This window comes from Falsiroseomonas sp. CW058, from assembly GCF_050563535.1.
GTDB lineage: Bacteria > Pseudomonadota > Alphaproteobacteria > Acetobacterales > Acetobacteraceae > Falsiroseomonas.
The window spans coordinates 99,610-117,120 of the sequence record NZ_JBNXUO010000015.1; the positions used below are offsets into that span (position 1 = coordinate 99,610).

Genomic DNA, 17,511 nt, shown 5'->3' on the forward strand with positions numbered 1-17,511 from the left:
GCCGCGGTCCATCCAGAAGATGCGTCCGCATGCCATCTCGTGGTCCGGGGCCTCTTTCCCGGCCGGCTGGCGCACCGTATGGTCCGGCCGTTGCGGATGGACCCATGAGCGACGAGCAGCGCCCGGCCCCGAGCCTGATCCCCTATGACCGATGGACCGACGACGCCCTGCGCGAGGTGGTGGCGCGCGCGCTCGAACTCGCCGCGCGGGAAGGGCTTCCGGGGGAGCACCACTACTACCTGACCTTCCGCACCGACCATCCCGGCGCCAAGCTTCCCGGCCATCTCCGTGCCCGCTACCCGCAGGAGATGACCATCGTCCTCCAGCACCAGTTCGAGGCGCTGACGGTGGACCGCGCGGCCGACCTGTTCTCGGTCCGGCTGCATTTCGGCGGCGTGCCGGCGACGCTGGTCGTGCCCTTCGCATCGCTGACCGGCTTCGCCGACCCCTCGGTCCGCTACGGCCTGCGCTTCCAGCCGGTGATGGCGCCGCCCGCCCCGGCGGTGGAAGACCAGCCGGCACCGGCCGAGGACAAGCCGGCGGCGCCCGAAGCCCCGGCCCAGGTGGTGAGCCTGGACGCCTTCCGCCGCCGCCCGGCGCGGGACTGAACCCCGGCCGCGCGGGGCGCCGGGGCGCCCCGCGGGCGGCGTCTATTCCTGCCGGCCCTGGAAATACTGGTAGCTGCCCGGCACCATCCTCTCGAGCCCGGTGAAGCGGATGGTCTCGCCGCCGATGGTGACGGTGCCGCTCACCCCGGTCAGGTTGATGTAGTTGCTCTCGATCCGCGGCTGGGCGGAGCCGCTGTCGAGGCGGATGGCGCCGAGCAGCTGCTGCAGGCTCATCCCCGCATCCTCGATCACCAGGATGTCGGTGCCGCCGCCGCCCTGGATCGTGTCGTTGCCGTCGCCGGGATGCCAGCGGAAGTTGTCGTCGCCCTGCACGCCGAGCATCGCGTCGCCCATCAGCAGGTCCGCGCCGGTGCCGCCGATGATGATGTCGCTGCCCGCCCCGCCCGAGACGGTGTCCGTGCCCGCGCCGCCGGTCACGATGTCCGTGCCTTCGCCGCCATCGACCGAATCGTTGCCCGCCTGGCCGCCGGCGATGTCGTTGTCCGCGCCGGCCTGGATCGTGTCGTTGCCGGTCCAGCCCATCACCGTGTCGGCGCCGTAGCCGGTGCTGTAGTTGTTGTTGGCGCTGGTGCCGGAGATGCGCTCCGCCCCGTTCCCGCCGGTCACGGCGTCGAGCGCGGCTTCGGTGATCTGCGCCTTCGGGGGGGTGTCCGTGGCCATGGCCCTGCTCCGTCGCTGTCCTGGGGTGGCGCCATCAGACCCCGGAACGGGCGCTGACGCCAGGGTGGTTCCAACGATGGGCGCGATAGGCGGCGCCTGTCGGCCCGCGCGGCGGGTGCCCCGGCCCTGCGGCCGTGACCGTTGGCGCGGAAGGCCGGCTGCGCTACCACCCCGGCGACGCCCCGGCCCCGCCTTTCGCGGGGCAGCCCGCGGAGACCCGCCGTGACCGCACCGCTCGACCTCGATTCCCCCGTGACCGCGCCCGCGCGGCCCGCCAACTTCACCTACAGCCCGATGTACCCCCTCGGCGCCGACGCGACGCCCTGGCGCAGGCTGGACATCGCCGGGGTTTCGACCGCCACCTGCGACGGGCGGACGGTGCTGAAGGTGGAGCCGCGGGCGCTGGAACAGCTGGCCTTCCAGGCCTGCCGCGACGTGTCCCACCTGCTGCGGCCGGGGCACCTGCAGCAGCTGGCCAACATCCTGAAGGACCCCGAGGCGTCGCCGAACGACCGCTTCGTCGCGCTCGACCTGCTGAAGAACGCCAACATCGCCGCCGGCGGCGTGCTGCCGATGTGCCAGGACACCGGCACCGCGATCGTCTTCGGCAAGAAGGGCCAGCGCGTCTGGGTGGAGGGCGACGAGGAGGAGGCGATCTCCTTCGGCGTCCACCGCACCTACACCGAGACCAACCTGCGCTATTCCCAGATGGCACCGCTGACCATGTGGGACGAGGTGAACACCGGCAACAACCTGCCGGTCGAGTTCTCCATCATGGCGCAGCCCGGCGACCACCACGCGGACGAGCTGCACCTGATGTTCGTCCTGAAGGGCGGCGGCAGCGCCAACAAGACCTTCCTGTTCCAGCAGACCCGCGCCGTGCTGTCGCCCGAGAAGCTGCTGAAGTTCCTGGAAGACAAGATCAAGACGCTCGGCACCAGCGCCTGCCCGCCCTACCACCTGGCGGTGGTCATCGGCGGCACCAGCGCGGAGGCGAACCTCAAGACCGTGAAGCTCGCCTCCACCAAGTGGCTCGACGCCCTGCCGACGCAGGGCAGCAAGGCGGGCCATGCCTTCCGCGACGTGGCGTTCGAGCGCGAGGTCCACAGGCTGACGCAGAACCTCGGCATCGGCGCGCAGTTCGGCGGCAAGTATTTCTGCCATGACGTGCGCGTGGTGCGCCTGCCCCGGCACGGCGCGAGCCTGCCCATCGGCATCGGCGTCTCGTGCAGCGCCGACCGGCAGATCAAGGCGAAGATCACGCCGGAGGGCGTGTTCCTGGAACAGCTGGAACACGACCCCGCCCGCTTCCTGCCCGAGGCGACGGAGGAGATCCTGGGCGGCGACGTCGTGCGGATCGACCTGAACCGGCCAATGGCCGAGATCCGCGCGGAACTGTCGAAGCACCCGGTGAAGACCCGCGTCAGCCTGACCGGCACCGTCGTCGTCGCGCGCGACATCGCCCATGCGAAGCTGCAGGAACGGCTGGACCGGGGCGAGGGCCTGCCCGACTACATCAAGAACCACCCGGTCTACTACGCCGGCCCCGCGAAGACCCCGACGGGCTACGCGACGGGCAGCTTCGGCCCGACCACGGCCGGCCGCATGGACAGCTATGTCGAGGCCTTCCAGAAGGCCGGCGGCAGCCTGGTGATGCTGGCCAAGGGCAACCGCAGCAAGGCGGTCCTGAACGCCTGCAAGGCGCATGGCGGCTTCTACCTCGGCAGCGTCGGCGGCCCGGCCGCGCGGCTCGCGCAGGACTGCATCCGCAAGGTCGAGGTGCTGGAATACCCGGAACTCGGCATGGAAGCCGTGTGGCGGATCGAGGTCGAGGACTTCCCGGCCTTCATCGTGGTGGATGACAAGGGCAACGACTTCTACGAAGGGCTGGAGTGATGCCGCGGTCCCGCATCTCCTCCGGCTCCCGCTTCGAGGAGGAGATCGGCTATTCCCGCGCCCTCGTCGACGGCGACTGGATCTTCGTCTCGGGCACCACGGGCTACGACTACGCGACCATGACCATCGCCCCGGACGTGGCGGAACAGTGCGAGCAGGCCTTCCGCAACATCGAGGCGGCGCTGAAGCAGGCCGGCGGGCGCATGGACGACGTGGTGCGCGCCACCTACTACCTGCCCGACCGCGCCGACTGGCCGCCCTGCTGGCCGGTGGTGAAGAAGTGGATGGGCCGCGCGCGGCCCGCCGCCACCATGCTCTGCACCGGCCTGCAGGCGCCGGAGATGCGGATCGAGATCGAGGTCACGGCGCGGCTGCGCCGCCGCGAGGGGGAGAGATAGGCAGATGCGCTTCGCCGTGGACCGGCTGGACCACCTGGTCGTCACCTGCCGCGACGTGGAGGTCAGCGCCGGCTGGTACCAGCGCGTGCTGGGGATGGAGCGGGAGGAGTTCGGCCAGCAGCGCCGGACCGCCCTGAAGTTCGGCGGCCAGAAGATCAACCTCCGCCCGCGCACGGCGACGCAGGAGGAGTGGTTCTCCTCCGCCACCGCGGAACCGGGGACGCAGGATCTCTGCTTCGTCGTCACCGTCTCGGCCGATGACGTGGTGGACCACCTGAGGGGCATCGGCGTGGCCGTGGAACTCGGGCCCGTGGCGAAGGCCGGCGCGCTCGGCCCCATCACCTCGGTCTATTGCCGGGACCCGGATGGGAACCTGATCGAGTTGGCGACCTATGGGGATGCGTTTCCCGGATAGCGCAGCCCGGCAAGGTTGCGCGGAGGACCCGACCATGACCGCCACGCGCACCGAAACCGACAGCCTCGGCAGCATCGACATCCCGGCGGACCGCCTGTGGGGACCGCAGACGGAACGCGCGCGGCGGCTGTTCCGCATCGGGCGCGAGTTCTTCCCGCCCGGCCTGGTCCGCGCCGTTGGCCTGCAGAAGCAGGCGGCGGCGGAGGCGAACCGCGCGCTCGGCGAATTGCCGCCGGAGATCGCGGAGCCGATCGCCGCCGCGGCGGCGGAGGTCGCGGCCAACCGCCACGACGCGGAATTCCCCCTGCCCGTCTGGCAGACCGGCAGCGGCACCCAGACCAACATGAACGCCAACGAGGTCATCGCGAACCTGGCGAACCGGGCGCTCGGCCAGCCGCTCGGCAGCCGCCGGCCGGTGCATCCGAACGACCATGTGAACCGGGGCCAGTCCTCGAACGACAGCTTCCCCACGGTGATGCATGTGGCGGCGGCGGAGGCGGTGACGGGGCGGCTGGTCCCGGCGCTCCGCGCGCTGCACGCCTCGCTCGCGCGGCGGGCGGGGGACTGGGCGGGGATCGTGAAGATCGGCCGCACCCACATGATGGATGCCGTGCCGGTCACGCTCGGCCAGGAAGCGGCGGCCTGGGCGCGGCAGGTCGAACTCGGCATCGCCAGGGTGGAGGGCGCGCTGCCCCGCCTGATACCGCTGCCGCAAGGCGGCACGGCGGCCGGCACCGGGCTGAACCGCCACCCCGATTTCGCGGCCCGCTTCGCCGGACGCATGGCGGCGCTGACCGGCCTGCCCTTCACCGCCGCCGACAACCCCTTCGAGGGGATGGGCGCACATGACGCCTTCGTCGAGATGTCGGGCGCGCTCAACGTGCTTGCCGTGTCGCTCAACAAGATCGGCAACGACATCCGCCTGCTCGGCAGCGGGCCGCGGGCGGGTTTCGCCGAGTTGGTGATCCCGGCCGACGGGCTGTCGAGCAGCATCATGCCGGGCAAGACCAACCCGACCCAGTCCGAGGCGCTGACCATGGTGGCCGCGCAGGTGATGGGCAACCATGTTGCGGTCACGGTGGGCGGCGCGCAGGGGCACCTGGAGCTCAACGTCTTCAAGCCGCTGATCATCCACAACCTGCTGCAATCCGTGCAGCTTCTGGCCGACGTGGCGGAGAGCTTCGCCGCCAACATGGTGGACAAGCTGGAGCCGAACCTGCCGCGCATCGCCGACAACCTGGCGAAGTCGCTGATGCTGGTGACCGCGCTGAACCCGCGGATCGGCTACGACAAGGCGGTGGCGATCGCGAAACTGGCGCTGGCCGAGGACATCACGCTGAAGGAGGCGGCATCCCGGCTCGGCCATGTCGCGCCCGAGGATTTCGACCGCTGGGTGGTGCCGGCCGGGATGGTGCGGCCGGGCATGGTGCTGGAGGGCGGGTGAAGGCGCATCTGCGCAAGCGCAGCTTCCGGCTCGCCGGACACCGCACCTCGGTGGCGCTGGAGCCGGAGTTCTGGGCGTCGGTGGAAGCCGCCGCGGCGCGACGCGGCCTGAGCCTTGCCGCGCTGGTGGCGGAGCTGGATGCGGCGCGGGCCGATGCCGAGCTGCCGCTGGCCAGCGCGCTCCGCGTCTTCGCCCTGCGGGAGGCGCTGGCGCCCCCGCCCCGCACCAGGGGCGGTGCGGAAGGCGGTGCGGGCTAACCCCGCTCGGCCCGCCAGCGCGCCCAGGCGGCGGTTTCGGGCAGGGCGCGCGGCGCCTCGGCCGGGCCGGTCAGGCGCAGGCCGGGCTCGGGCGCGTCGGGCGCCGCCGGGCGCACCGTGATGCGCAGGTCGAGCGAGCCGCGGGGCAGGTCCACCTCCCCCGCCAGGATCGCCGTCGCGCCGCCTTCCGTGGTGGCGCGCCCCTCCGTCACCCGCAGCCGGCCGCCTTCCGCCTGACCTTCGAGGTCGAGCCGGTCGAAGGCCGTCGCGCCGGAGGTGAGCGCCCGCCGCACCGCCGCTTCCGCCGCCGCCGGGTCCGGCAGGCCGGAGGCCGCGGTGGCGGCGGCCAGGTCGAAGCCGGTCAGCACGCCGTCGCGCAGCGAGGCCCGCCACCGGCCTTCCAGCGTGCCGAGCAGCGCCGCCGGCGAATGGCCGCTGGCCAGCAGCGTGAAGCCGACCTCGCCGCGCCCGGCCGCGAGGTCGAAGGGCAGGCCCAGCAGGGGGGAGGCCACCGTCGCCTCGGCCAGCCGCGCCTCCAGCACCAGTTGCGGCGCGGCATCGGCCGGCACGTCGACCAGCAGCGTCGCCTCCAGCGTCCCGCCGGCGATGCGCCCGCGGATGCCTTCGGCCTGCAGCCGGCCCCCTTCCAGGCGCAGCGCGGCCGCGGCGCCGTCCACCACCAGCTCCCCCGCCTCGATCCGCGCCGCCTCGAAGGCGATCTCGGCATCAAAGCCCGCCAGCGCGGGCAGGCCGAGCGGTTCCGTGCTGCGCCAGCCCGGCAGCGGCAGCGGCAGGCGTTCGGCAGCGATCCGGCCGGTCAGGCGCGGACGGGCGCCGGTGGCGAGCGTCAGCGCGCCGCGCCCGCGCAGGCCGCCGGCCACGATCTCGAAGCTGTCCGCCGCCAGCGCCTGCGGACCGGCCGAGACGGTTGCCACGAGCGAGAAGGAGCCCTCGCCGAGCCAGGTCCCCGCGCGGCTTCCGAAGGCTTCCGCCAGCAGCCGCGGCGCGCCGGGATGGCGGAGCGTCAGGCTCGCCGTCCCGCGGCGCTGCAGCAGGTCGGCCGTGCCGGTCGCCTCCAGCCGCAGCTCGCCGATCTCGGCGCCGCCGCGCAGCGCCAGCGCATCGGGCGTGCCGCCGCCGGCCAGGCGCAGCGACAGGCGCTGACCTGCCAGCGCCGTCCCGTCGGGCCAGGCCCCGGGGACCAGCGCCGCGAGACCGCGCGCATGGGGGCCGTTCATCTCCAGGCTGAGATCCTGCAGCCGCACCTGCGGCGCGAAGGTGACGACGCCGGAGGCCGCGACATCCGCCCCCGCCAGCTGGCCGGACAGCCGGCGGAGCGTGAGCCTCCCCCCCTCCAGCGCGACGTCGAGGGCCGCGCGTTCCAGCACCGTCGCGTCCCAGCTCGCCCGTTCCGCCGCGAGGCGCAGGTTCACGTCGAGCGTGGCGAAGGCGCGACCGGTGGCCGCGAGGTCGAGCCCGCCGGGCAGCCAGCGCGGCAGGTCCAGCCGGTCGATCGTCAGCCCCATCCCGAGCGCGGGGCGCGAGCCGTGGCGCATGACGCCGGCGCCGGACAGGCGAAATCCCTCGAAGCTGGCGCTGAATTCCGGGATGCCCGCCTGCGCCTCCTCCAGCACCAGGCGCAGCCGGCCCTCCCCGCGGCGCAGCAGCGCGGGGTCCAGCCCCTCCACCGGCAGGCCGAAGGCGGCCAGGGTGGGGCGAAGGTCGGCGCCCGCGAAGCGCGCCCCGATCTCAAGCCGCCCGCCCGCGGTGGCGCCGGCGAAGTCCAGCTCCGTCTCCCCCGGCAGCAGCACCGAGACGTCGGTCAGCGTCAGGCGCTGGTCTTCCAGGAAGGCGGTGCCGCGCAGGCGGCGCAGCGTCTGGCCGCGGAAGGCGGCAGCCTCGGCCGAAAGGTCGATCGCCACCGGCCAGGGTCGCGCGCCCCCGGTCCGCAGCGCCTGCACCCAGCCATCGAGGTCGAGGCGGCTCGCGATCAGCGAGATGTCGAGCCGCGGCGCGGGCAGCAGCCGCAGCGCGATCGCGCCTCGCGCCGGGCTGCCGCCGATCTCCATCGCCAGTTCCTCGCCGGCGATCAGCTCGGCATTCGCGGTCAGGCGCCCGGCGGCGCGGAAGGCCCCCCCCGGGCTCGGCACCAGGGCCGCGAGGTCGGGGCCGCGCACCTCCATGCTGCCCTCGAAGCCCGCGCCGGGCACCAGCACCCCGCGCAGCCGGCCCGAGAGTTCCGGCAGCGCGAGGGAGCCTTCGAAGGTCGAGATGCCGTCCCAGCCGGGGCGGCCGAGGCTGGCGGTGAAGCGCGCGGCGCGGCCGGCCAGCGCGAAGCCGCCGGCGATCTCGAGCGCCTGCATCGCGCCGCCGGAGCTGAGCGAGGCGGTCACCCCCTCCAGCACCGCATCGCCCAGGCGGATGCGCCCATCCTCGATCCGGGCGTCGAATTCGGTGATCCAGGTCGGCGGCCGGAAGGCGAGCAGCGCGCCCGGCGGCCAGGGCAGCGTGACATCGGCGCCGACCAGGGCCAGTTCCCGCGGCTCCAGCCGCCCGCCCAGCAGCGCGGTGAGGTCGAGCCGCAGCCGCAGCAGCCGCGCCGTCACCCGCGCCTCGTCATCCATGCCGCCGATGGAGACGCCGCCGGCGCGCAGCATCGGCTGGGGCAGCAGCACCAGTTCCACCGCGCCATCGAGCGTGACGGGGCGGCCGAGCCGGTCGGTCGCGATCTCCGCGAGGCGGCCGCGCCAGGACTCCCAGTTCACCGCCCGCGGGCCGAGCCAGAGCCCGGCCAGGACGAGCAGGAGCAGAAGCCCCGCGGCGGCCGCGACCTTCCTCATCCCGGCTGCGGTGCGCCCCAGCCGCCGCCGCCGGGGGTCTCGAGGCCGAGCACCTCCCCCGCGGCCAGGCTGGCCCGGTCCTGGCCCTTCATCGCGTGGATGCTGCCGTCGAGGCGTTCCACCCATTGCCGCCCGGACGCACCTGGCAGCCCGCCTTCCAGGCCGTGCGGCGCGACGGTGCGGCGGGAGGCGACGATGACGGCCTCCATCGGGCGGAGGAAGCGGATGCGCCGCCGCGCCCCGTCGCCGCCCGCCCAGCGCCCGGCGCCGCCTGAGCCGCGGCGGATGGCGAATTCCTCGAGCCGGACGGGGTAGCGGAGTTCCAAGACCTCGGGGTCCGTCATGCGGGTGTTGGTCATGTGCGTCTGCACCGCCGCCGTGCCCGCGAATCCGGGCCCCGCGCCGGTGCCGCCGCAGACCGTCTCGTAATATTGGTAAACCGCATCGCCGAACAGGAGGTTGTTCATCGTCGCCTGGGCCGAGGCGCAGGCGCCGAGCGCGGCGAGCAGCGCGTTGCAGGTCATCTGGCTGACCTCGGTGTTGCCCGCGACCACCGCCGCGCCGGGCCGGGGCGAGAGGAAGGTGCCGTCCGGCACCACGATGTCGAGCGGGACGAGGCAGCCGTCGTTCAGCGGGATCTCCTCCCCCACCAGGCAGCGGAAGCAGTAGAGCACGACGGCGCGGCAGACCGCGGCAGGGGCGTTGAAGTTGTCCGGGCGCTGCGGGCCGGTGCCGGTGAAGTCGATGGTCGCGCGGCGGTTCGCGCGGTCCACGCGGACGGCCACCTTCAGCGGCGTGCCGTCGTCGATCACCGTCGCGAAGCTGCCGTCCTGGAGGCGGTCCAGCACGCGACGCACCGCGGCTTCCGCATTGTCCATGACGTGGCCCATATAGGCGCGCACGGTGTCCAGCCCGAAGTCGCGCACGGCGCGGCGCAGTTCCTGCACGCCCTTCTCGTTCGCGGCCACCTGCGCCTTGATGTCGGCGACGTTCACGTCCGGGCTGCGGGCGGGGTATCTCGCGCCGGCCAGCAGGGCGCGGAACTCGGCCTCGCGGAAGCGGCCGGCGTCCACCAGCAGGAAGTCGTCGATGACGACCCCCTCCTCCTCCAGCGTCGCCGATCCGGGCGGGGTGGAGCCGGGCGTCAGGCCGCCGATGTCGGCGTGGTGCCCGCGGGAGCCGACGAAGAACAGGATGTCGCGCCCGGCCTCGTCGAAGACGGGGGTTATGACGGTCACGTCCGGCAGGTGGGTGCCGCCGTTGTACGGATTGTTCAGCGCCACCACGTCGCCCGGCTTCAGCGTCGCCTTGCGGGAGCGGATGACGGTCCGCACGCTTTCGCCCATGGCGCCGAGATGCACGGGCACATGCGGCGCATTGGCCACCAGCCGTCCCGCCGCGTCGAAGATCGCGCAGGAGAAGTCGAGCCGTTCCTTGATGTTCACGCTGAGGCTGGTGTTCTGCAGCACGGCGCCGGTCTGCTCGGCGATCGACATGAACAGGTTGTTGAACAGTTCCAGCATCACCGGATCCACCCGGGTCAGCCCGGCCGTGCGCGCGGTTTCGCGCTGTTCGGTGCGGCGCAGGACCAGGTGGTTGCGCGCCGTCACCTCGGCCGTCCAGCCGGGCTCGACCACGGTGGTGGCGATGGCCTCGCGGATCAGCGCGGGACCGGCGATGCGGTCGCCCGCGCGCAGCGCCTCGCGGTCCAGCACCGGCGCCTCGCGCTCGGCGCCGCCGGTCCAGAGCGGGACGGTCGCGAGCCGGGGGACCGCCTCGCCCGCCGGGCGGGGCGGCAGGGCGGCCTCCTCGATCGCCTCGCCCGGCGCCGTCACCTCGACCACGCAGGCCTCGACGACGACCTGGCGTTCGGGGGTGGCGAAGCCGAAGCGGCGGCGATGCGCCTCGGTGAAGGCGGCCAGCACCTCCCCGTGCGCGCCGAAGGCCACGGGCAGGAAGCTGTCGGTGCCCTGGTAGCGCAGATGCAGGCGATGCGCGGCGGAGAAGGCGCCGGTCGCGCCCTGGCGCGCCAGCTCCGCCCGGCCGGCTTCCTCCAGCGCGGCGAGCCGGGCGCGCAGGCCCTCCATCGCATCCTCCGCCAGCGGCGCCTCGACCGCGGCTTCGCGGATGGTGGACTGGTCGGCGAGGCCCATGCCGTAGGCGCTGAGCACCCCGGCGAAGGGGTGGATGAACACCGTTTCCATCCCGAGCTCGTCGGCGACGAGGCAGGCATGCTGGCCGCCGGCGCCGCCGAAGCATTGCAGCGCGTGGCGGGTGACGTCGTGCCCCTTCTGGATCGAGACCTGCTTGATGGCATTGGCCATGTTGGCGACGGCGACGCGCAGGAAGCCTTCCGCCACCGCGCGCGGGTCCTGCGGCGTGCCGGTCGCAGCCGCGATCTCCCGCGACAGGGCCTCGAACCTCTCCCGCACGATCGCGGCATCCAGCGGCTGGTCGCCGCCCGGGCCGAAGATCGCGGGGAACTGGTCGGGCCGGATCTTGCCCACCATCACGTTCGCGTCGGTCACCGTCAGCGGCCCGCCGCGGCGGTAGCAGGCGGGGCCCGGCACGGCGCCGGCGCTTTCCGGCCCCACGCGGAAGCGCGCGCCGTCGAAGCCGAGGATGGAGCCGCCGCCGGCCGCCACCGTGTTGATCGCCATCATCGGCGCGCGCATCCGCACGCCGGCCACCTGCGTCTCGAAGGCGCGCTCGAACTCGCCGGCATAGAGCGCGACATCGGTGGAGGTGCCGCCCATGTCGAAGCCGATGATGCGGTCGAAGCCCGCCATCGCCGCGGTGCGCGCGGCGCCGACGATGCCGCCCGCGGGCCCCGACAGGATCGCGTCCTTGCCTTGGAAGGAAGACGCCTCCGACAGCCCGCCCGAGGACTGCATGAAATAGAGCCGCACCCCCGGCAGTTCGGACGCCACCTGCCCGACATAGCGGCGCAGGATCGGGGAGAGATAGGCATCCACCACCGTCGTGTCGCCGCGCGGCACGATGCGCGGCAGCGGGCTGGCCTGGTGGGAGAGGCTGACCTGGGTGAACCCCGCTTCCCGCGCCAGGTCGCCCAGCCGAAGCTCATGCGCCGGATGCGCCCAGGCATGCATCAGCACGATGGCCACCGCGCGGATGCCGTCGGCGAAGGCGGCGGCGAGCGCGGCGCGGGCGGCAGCCTCGTCCAGCGGCTCGATCTCCGCCCCGTCCACCGCGACGCGGCCGCCGATCTCGGCCACCCGCTCATGCAGCAGCTCCGGCAGCCGCACCTCGAGGTCGAAGAGCCGCGGGCGGGCCTGGTTGCCGATCCGGGCCATGTCGGAGAAGCCGCGGTTGACCAGCAGCAGCACGCGTTCGCCCTTGCGTTCCAGCAGGGCGTTGGTGGCCACCGTGGTTCCCATCTTCACCGCGTCGATGGTGCCGGGCGGGATCGGCGCCCCGTCCTCGGCGAGGCCGAGGATGCGGCGGATGCCGGCGACGGCGGCATCGCGGTAGCGGCCCGGATTCTCGGACAGGAGCTTGGCGGTGGAAAGGCGGCCGGCCGGGTCGCGGGCGACGATGTCGGTGAAGGTGCCGCCGCGGTCGATCCAGAACTGCCAGCCGGACATGGGCCACTCCCCCTCGCGCCGCGGTGATCCCACCGCCCCCGCATCGGCGCAAGGCCGGGGGCAAGGCGGAGGTTCATTGACAATTTATCGGTAAATCGTCAACGTATTTCCGCAACGAGGCACGGGGGCCGACATGCCTGGGGCGAAGCGCAAGGGCGGCACGGAAGGCCCCGTCGTCTCCTCCGCCCATCTCGCGGCCGGCGCCTCGCCCGCGCTGTCGGAGGTGGAGTTCGGCCTCATCCTGGCCGGCCACGGCTTCGCGCGCTGGATGGCGCGCTGCATGGCGGCGGCCGGGCGGCCGGGCCTGTCGCCGACCGAGATCCTCGTCCTCCACACCGTCCGCCACCGCGACCGGCCGAAGCGCCTCGCCGATATCTGCCTCGTGCTCGACATCGAGGACGCGCATGTCGCGACCTATGCCATCCGCAAGCTGGAGCAGGCCGGGCTGGTGGCGACCGGCCGCGCGGGGAAGGAGAAGCTGGTGGCGGCGACCGAGGAGGGCGCCGCGCTCTGCGCCGCCTATGCCGAGGTGCGGGAGAAGCTGCTGGCCCGTCCGCTCCGCGCCTCCGGCCCGGCCGAGGCGCAACTGTCGGAACTGGCGGAGCTTCTGCGCGCCCTGTCGGGCTTCTACGACCAGGCCGCCCGCGCGGCGGCGACCCTGTAGCGCGCCGCGTGGCGGCGACCCTGTAGCGCGCCGGGCGGGCATGCTACGACCGGTGCTCGCAGGAGACAGGCAGGGCCTTGAGCGTCTGGGGCAAGATCCTTGGTGGCGTGGGCGGCTTCCTCACCGGGGGGCCGCTCGGCGCCGTGGTGGGGGCGGCGCTGGGCCATGCCGCCGACCAGGGGGCGCTGACCGGCGGGCGGATCGCCCCCGGGGCGGCCGACCTCGCCGCCCTGCTCGGCAACCGGGAGACGCTGTTCGCGATCTCGGTCATCGTGCTCTCGGCCAAGCTCGCCAAGGCGGACGGGCCGGTGAAGCGGCAGGAGATCGACGCCTTCAAGGCGATGTTCCGCATCCCGCCCGAGAACCTGCGCGAGGTCGGGCAGATGTTCGACAAGGCGCGCGAGGACGGCGAGGGGTGGGAACCCTTCGCCGAACGGCTGGGCGAGGCCTTCGCCGACAACCGCGCGATGCTGGAGGACGTGCTGGCCGCGCTGTTCTACATCGCGCGTGCCGACGGGCCGGTGACGCGCGGCGAATTGCCGGTGCTGCAGGGCATCCACCTGCGCTTCGGCCTGGACGCTGCGGCGTGGGACAGGGCGAAGGCCGGCAGCCCCGCCTCGGGCGGCGGCGGCGGCGCGGTGGAACAGCAGCAGAAGACCGACGACGCCTATGCGACGCTCGGCCTCACCGCCGCCGCGACGGATGAGGAGGTGCGGCTCGCCTGGCGGAAGCTGATGCGGGAGAACCACCCGGATGCGCTGGCGGCGCGCGGCGTCCCGCCCGATTTCGTGGCGCGCGCGACGCAGAAGGTGGCGGAGATCAACGCCGCCTGGGACCGCATCAAGCGCCAGCGCGGGCTTTGACCCGGTGCGCATCCGCGACCTGCCCAGCCCGAACCACGACGCCCGCCCGGACGGCACGCCGGTGGACATGCTGGTGCTGCACTACACCGGGATGCGGAGCGGGGCGGAAGCGGTGGCGCGGCTGCGCGACCCGGCGGCGCGCGTCTCCTCCCACTACGTCGTGGAGGAGGACGGGGCGGTGTTCCGCCTGGTGGCGGAGGACCGGCGCGCCTGGCATGCCGGCATCTCCCACTGGCGGGGCCATGCGCTGCTGAACGGGCGCAGCATCGGGGTCGAGATCGTCAACCCGGGGCACGAGCACGGCTACCGCCCCTTCCCCGCGCTCCAGATGGGGGCGGTCGCGGAGCTATGCCGCGGCATCCTGGCGCGCCACCCCATCCCGGCGCGCAACGTCGTCGCGCATTCCGACATCGCCCCCGACCGCAAGGAGGACCCGGGCGAGCTGTTCGACTGGGAAGGGCTGGCGGCGGAGGGGGTGGGGCTCTGGCCGCGGGGGGACGCGGCAGCGCCGGCCGCGGACCCGCTCGGCGCGCTCGGCGCCATCGGCTACCGCACCGACCTGCCCCTGCCCGTGCTGCTGCGGGCCTTCCGGCGCCACTGGCTTCCCGCGCGGATCGACGGGCCGGCGGATGACGCGACGCGGGCGCGGATTGCGGCGGTGGCGGCAGCGGTCGCGTGACGGGGCTGGACGTCGCGGCGGTGCTGGGCGGAAGCGGCCCGCATCTCGACGCGCTGGCGGCGCTGGCGCTGGCCGGGCCGCCGGGCGCCTGGATCGGCGCGGGCTTCGTGCGCAACGCGGTTTGGGACAGCCTGGCCGGACGGGTGCCGGAGGTGGCGACGCTCGCCGACCTCGACGTGGTGTTCCTGGACACGGCCACCCCGCCTGCGCGCGATGCGGCCTTCGAGGCATCGCTGCGCGCGGCGCGGCCGCTGCCCTGGTCGGTGACCAACCAGGCCTGGATGGCGGCGGCCCATGAGCACGCGCCGTATCGCGACCTGGCGGATGCGCTGGCGCATTGGCCGGAGACGGCGACGGCGGTGGCGGCGCGGCTTGCCGCGGGGCGGGTGGAGCTGCTGGCGCCGCATGGGGTGGAGGACCTGCTGTCGATGACGCTGCGGCCGACGCCGGCGCATGCCGCCGATCCGGGCATCCTGCACGCGCGCATGGCGGCGAAGGGCTGGCGCGCGCGCTGGCTGGGGCTGCGGCTGGACGCCGGCTAGGACCATTGGCCGTGACAGGACCATTGACCGTGAGCGCGCGGGGCGCCACACGGGCGGCGGTGCCGGGTGGCTGGGCGACCGCTGGCGGGGCAACCCGCTGGAGGAAAGTCCGGGCTCCACGGGAATACGGTGCCGGCCAACGGCCGGCGGGGGACGCGCCGCAAGGCGGGAACCCCAGGGAAAGTGCCACAGAGAGCAGACCGCCACGACGTGGAGCGATCCACCTCGGGGCAAGGGTGAAAGGGTGGGGCAAGAGCCCACCGCGCCCCCGGCGACGGGGGCGGCATGGCAAACCCCACCGGGAGCAAGGCCGAATAGGGGCGGCCGGCCGAGCAGCTTCGGCTGCGGAAGCAGGGGCGTTCCCGCCCCGCCGCCCGGGTTGGCCGCGTGAACCCCTCGGCGACGGGGGGTCCAGAGGAATGGTCGTCCAGTGTCGCGAGACATGGACAGAACCCGGCTTACAGGCCACCTGGCACCACTTTTCCTCGTAATCCACAGGTCTTCCACAGGCTGTTGCTGCCTATTTGCCGGGCACGTTAAAGGAACAAAACTGGAATACTATGATTGTCTACGATCGGACATTCACGGTCTGACAAGGTATGCCAGAAATTCATCCTAGCGCATTGACAGAAGCCACTTTTCGCCCATCCGCTTACGCCCAGGGAACGGGTTTTCCGCTTGTCGTCCCAGGAAATCCCGTGCTATCCCAAAGCACCCCGGACGGAGCCTGCTCGGGGGGGCATCGGGGCTCCGGAAGGGGTTGGTCGGGCGAGCCGGTGGGGTCGGGGGGCCTCACCGGCCGCTGAGCGGGGGACGGCGGCCAGGCGGCTGTCGAGCGGGGGCGGCAGCATAGCGCGATGACCCAGTTCGTGGGCACGCATTTCGGCAAGCTGGACCGCAAGGGACGCATCTCCGTCCCCGCGATCTTCCGTGCCGAACTCGATGCCGCTGCCACGAACCAACTGGTCTTCCGCATCTCCCACCAGCATCCCTGCATCGAGGCCCGCTCCCGCGCGGTGTTCCAGCACATGCTGGAAAGCATCCTCGCGCTCGAGCATTTCTCCGAGGACCGCGATGCGCTCGAAGCCGGGATCGTCGCCGACAGCACCGTCCTCCGCCTCGACGGCGAGGGGCGGCTGGTGCTGCCCGAGGACATGATCGGCACCATCGCCCTCGGCGAATCCATCGCCTTCCTCGGCAAGGGCGACCGCTTCGAGATCTGGGACGCCGAGGCCGCCCGCGCCCATGTGGCGGAGGCCAAGCGCCGCGTCCTCGAAAAGCGTCTCACACTTGCCGCAACTCCCCTCCACCCGAATCCGCGGGGCGTGGCATGATCGGCCACGCCCCCGTCATGCTCGAGGAGGTGCTGGCGACCTTGCGGCCGCGATCGGGTGCCATCTATCTCGACGCCACCTTCGGCGGCGGCGGCTATGCCTCCGCCATCCTGGGTGCGGCCGAATGCACGCTCTGGGCCCTCGACCGGGACCCGGATGCGATCGCGCGCGGTGCGGAAATCGCCGCGCGGCATCGGGGCCGCCTGCGCCTGCTCGAAGCCTGCTTCGGCGACATGCTGGACACCCTCGCCTCGCACGGGATCGACGCGCTCGACGGCGTGGTGATGGATCTCGGCGTGTCCTCCTTCCAGCTCGACCAGGCCGAGCGCGGCTTCTCCTTCCGTGCCGACGGCCCCCTCGACATGCGGATGGGCCGCGAGGGGCCGACCGCCGCCGATCTCGTCAACACGCTGCCCGAGGCGGAGCTCGCCCGCATCATCGCCGAATTCGGCGAGGAGCGGCACGCACGCCGCGTGGCCAGGGCGATCCTCCGGGCCCGCGCCGAGTCGCCGATCCTCACCACTGCGCGACTTGCCGAAATCGTGCGTCGCGCGGTGCCGCGCGACCCTTCGGGCATCGACGGCGCGACCCGTTCCTTCCAGGCGCTGCGGATCGCCGTGAACGACGAGCTCGGCGAGGTCGAGCGTGGGATCGCCGCGGCGATGGACCTTCTCGCCCCGGGCGGGCGGCTGGTCGTCGTCGCCTTCCACTCGCTCGAGGACCGCATCGTCAAGCGCGCCTTCGCCGATGCGACCGGCCGGTCCGGCGCGGCGTCGCGCCATGATCCGGCGGCGCTGCTGCCGCCGCCCGAACCCGCTTTCGCGCTGCTCACGCCGCGCGCGCTCCGCCCTGGCGAGGCGGAGCTGCAGACCAATCCGCGTGCGCGCTCGGCGCGCCTGCGGGCCCTCGAACGCCGCCCACCCCCTCATGCGCGGATGGCGACATGATCCGGCCCTTCACGGTCCTCTGCTTCTTCGCCTTCGCCGGGGCCGGTGCCTGGCTATACCAGGTCAAGCACTCGGTCGCGCTGCATGACCGCGAACTGCGCGAGATCCGGCGCGAGACGGAGGCGGCGCGGGAGCGCATCAGCATCCTGCGCGCCGAATGGGCCCTGCTGAACGAGCCGGAGCGGCTGCGCCAGGTCGCCACGCGCCACCTTGCGCTCGAGCCGATGCAGCCGCAGCACTTCGCCCGCGCCGCCGAGATGGAGCGCCGCCTGCCGGGGGCGGTCGCCTTCGCCGGCGCGCCGAACCTGTTTGCCCCGCCGCCCGCGGCGGAGCCGCCG

Annotated in this window: 16 protein-coding genes and 1 other RNA gene; 14 read left to right on the plus strand and 3 right to left on the minus strand. The window is 73.3% G+C overall.

Annotated elements, in window-relative coordinates:
• Nucleotides 1–104 precede the first annotated feature (104 nt).
• The gene (locus tag ACK8OX_RS13895) at nt 105–608 is read left to right on the plus strand and encodes an SspB family protein (protein ID WP_430664733.1); all 504 of its coding nucleotides are present in this window, start codon (nt 105–107) and stop codon (nt 606–608) included.
• A 42-nt stretch (nt 609–650) separates the two neighbouring features.
• Here the strand turns inward: ACK8OX_RS13895 and ACK8OX_RS13900 are convergent, their stop codons facing one another.
• Nucleotides 651–1,289 (minus strand): calcium-binding protein, encoded by a 639-nt coding sequence (locus ACK8OX_RS13900; protein WP_430664734.1) that lies wholly within the window; start codon nt 1,287–1,289, stop codon nt 651–653.
• Between the two features lie 294 nt (nt 1,290–1,583).
• Between ACK8OX_RS13900 and ACK8OX_RS13905 the strand changes: the two genes are divergently transcribed.
• The 5 genes from ACK8OX_RS13905 to ACK8OX_RS13925 are packed head-to-tail and all read left to right on the plus strand — an operon-like array spanning nt 1,584 to nt 5,699.
• A complete protein-coding gene (locus ACK8OX_RS13905; RefSeq protein ID WP_430664757.1) occupies nt 1,584–3,185 on the plus strand; it encodes a fumarate hydratase in 1,602 nt (533 codons plus the stop codon).
• Nucleotides 3,185–3,583: a RidA family protein gene (locus tag ACK8OX_RS13910; RefSeq protein WP_430664735.1), complete on the plus strand. Its 399-nt coding sequence runs from the start codon at nt 3,185–3,187 to the stop codon at nt 3,581–3,583. Before ACK8OX_RS13905 ends, ACK8OX_RS13910 begins: the two co-directional genes overlap by 1 nt.
• Nucleotides 3,584–3,587: 4 nt before the next feature.
• The gene (locus tag ACK8OX_RS13915) at nt 3,588–3,998 is read left to right on the plus strand and encodes a VOC family protein (RefSeq protein ID WP_430664736.1); all 411 of its coding nucleotides are present in this window, start codon (nt 3,588–3,590) and stop codon (nt 3,996–3,998) included.
• 34 nt (nt 3,999–4,032) lie between these two features.
• Entirely contained in the window at nt 4,033–5,442 is a 1,410-nt protein-coding gene (locus ACK8OX_RS13920; protein ID WP_430664737.1) for a class II fumarate hydratase, read from the plus strand.
• On the plus strand, nt 5,439–5,699 hold the full coding sequence (locus tag ACK8OX_RS13925; protein ID WP_430664738.1) for a ribbon-helix-helix domain-containing protein: 261 nt from the start codon (nt 5,439–5,441) through the stop codon (nt 5,697–5,699). The genes ACK8OX_RS13920 and ACK8OX_RS13925 overlap by 4 nt, the downstream gene beginning before the upstream one ends.
• Here ACK8OX_RS13925 and ACK8OX_RS13930 read toward each other — a convergent pair.
• Nucleotides 5,696–8,539 carry an AsmA family protein gene (locus tag ACK8OX_RS13930; protein ID WP_430664739.1) on the minus strand — a complete coding sequence of 948 codons (2,844 nt, stop codon included), beginning with the start codon at nt 8,537–8,539 and terminating at the stop codon, nt 5,696–5,698. The genes ACK8OX_RS13925 and ACK8OX_RS13930 overlap by 4 nt on opposite strands.
• Entirely contained in the window at nt 8,536–12,144 is a 3,609-nt protein-coding gene (locus tag ACK8OX_RS13935) for a hydantoinase B/oxoprolinase family protein (RefSeq protein WP_430664740.1), read from the minus strand. The genes ACK8OX_RS13930 and ACK8OX_RS13935 overlap by 4 nt, the downstream gene beginning before the upstream one ends.
• A gap of 133 nt (nt 12,145–12,277) precedes the next feature.
• Between ACK8OX_RS13935 and ACK8OX_RS13940 the strand changes: the two genes are divergently transcribed.
• From ACK8OX_RS13940 to ftsL, 8 genes are all read left to right on the plus strand, one after another.
• A complete protein-coding gene (locus ACK8OX_RS13940) occupies nt 12,278–12,808 on the plus strand; it encodes a winged helix DNA-binding protein (protein ID WP_430664741.1) in 531 nt (176 codons plus the stop codon).
• A 77-nt stretch (nt 12,809–12,885) separates the two neighbouring features.
• Nucleotides 12,886–13,671: a TerB family tellurite resistance protein gene (locus ACK8OX_RS13945; RefSeq protein ID WP_430664743.1), complete on the plus strand. Its 786-nt coding sequence runs from the start codon at nt 12,886–12,888 to the stop codon at nt 13,669–13,671.
• Between the two features lie 4 nt (nt 13,672–13,675).
• Entirely contained in the window at nt 13,676–14,350 is a 675-nt protein-coding gene (locus ACK8OX_RS13950; RefSeq protein ID WP_430664744.1) for an N-acetylmuramoyl-L-alanine amidase, read from the plus strand.
• The gene (locus ACK8OX_RS13955) at nt 14,347–14,892 is read left to right on the plus strand and encodes a nucleotidyltransferase family protein (RefSeq protein ID WP_430664746.1); all 546 of its coding nucleotides are present in this window, start codon (nt 14,347–14,349) and stop codon (nt 14,890–14,892) included. Before ACK8OX_RS13950 ends, ACK8OX_RS13955 begins: the two co-directional genes overlap by 4 nt.
• Nucleotides 14,893–14,954: 62 nt before the next feature.
• Nucleotides 14,955–15,369, plus strand: an RNA gene (gene rnpB, locus ACK8OX_RS13960) — RNase P RNA component class A.
• 380 nt (nt 15,370–15,749) lie between these two features.
• Nucleotides 15,750–16,226, plus strand: a complete 477-nt coding sequence (locus ACK8OX_RS13965) for a division/cell wall cluster transcriptional repressor MraZ (protein WP_430664747.1) — start codon at nt 15,750–15,752, stop codon at nt 16,224–16,226.
• Nucleotides 16,223–17,173 carry a 16S rRNA (cytosine(1402)-N(4))-methyltransferase RsmH gene (rsmH, locus tag ACK8OX_RS13970; protein ID WP_430664749.1) on the plus strand — a complete coding sequence of 317 codons (951 nt, stop codon included), beginning with the start codon at nt 16,223–16,225 and terminating at the stop codon, nt 17,171–17,173. The genes ACK8OX_RS13965 and rsmH overlap by 4 nt, the downstream gene beginning before the upstream one ends.
• A partial coding sequence (gene ftsL, locus ACK8OX_RS13975) for a cell division protein FtsL (RefSeq protein WP_430664751.1) occupies nt 17,170–17,511 on the plus strand: 342 nt, incomplete at its 3' end. The genes rsmH and ftsL, both read left to right, overlap by 4 nt.

What these genes read in the sequence shown, in the direction of transcription:
- ACK8OX_RS13895 (WP_430664733.1), top strand. Translation starts at nt 105, where the DNA reads ATGAGCGACGAGCAGCGCCCGGCCCCGAGCCTGATCCCCTATGACCGA.
- ACK8OX_RS13900 (WP_430664734.1), bottom strand. Translation starts at nt 1,289, where the DNA reads ATGGCCACGGACACCCCCCCGAAGGCGCAGATCACCGAAGCCGCGCTC.
- ACK8OX_RS13905 (WP_430664757.1), top strand. Translation starts at nt 1,584, where the DNA reads ATGTACCCCCTCGGCGCCGACGCGACGCCCTGGCGCAGGCTGGACATC.
- ACK8OX_RS13910 (WP_430664735.1), top strand. Translation starts at nt 3,185, where the DNA reads ATGCCGCGGTCCCGCATCTCCTCCGGCTCCCGCTTCGAGGAGGAGATC.
- ACK8OX_RS13915 (WP_430664736.1), top strand. Translation starts at nt 3,588, where the DNA reads ATGCGCTTCGCCGTGGACCGGCTGGACCACCTGGTCGTCACCTGCCGC.
- ACK8OX_RS13920 (WP_430664737.1), top strand. Translation starts at nt 4,033, where the DNA reads ATGACCGCCACGCGCACCGAAACCGACAGCCTCGGCAGCATCGACATC.
- ACK8OX_RS13930 (WP_430664739.1), bottom strand. Translation starts at nt 8,539, where the DNA reads ATGAGGAAGGTCGCGGCCGCCGCGGGGCTTCTGCTCCTGCTCGTCCTG.
- ACK8OX_RS13935 (WP_430664740.1), bottom strand. Translation starts at nt 12,144, where the DNA reads ATGTCCGGCTGGCAGTTCTGGATCGACCGCGGCGGCACCTTCACCGAC.
- ACK8OX_RS13940 (WP_430664741.1), top strand. Translation starts at nt 12,278, where the DNA reads ATGCCTGGGGCGAAGCGCAAGGGCGGCACGGAAGGCCCCGTCGTCTCC.
- ACK8OX_RS13965 (WP_430664747.1), top strand. Translation starts at nt 15,750, where the DNA reads ATGACCCAGTTCGTGGGCACGCATTTCGGCAAGCTGGACCGCAAGGGA.
- rsmH (WP_430664749.1), top strand. Translation starts at nt 16,223, where the DNA reads ATGATCGGCCACGCCCCCGTCATGCTCGAGGAGGTGCTGGCGACCTTG.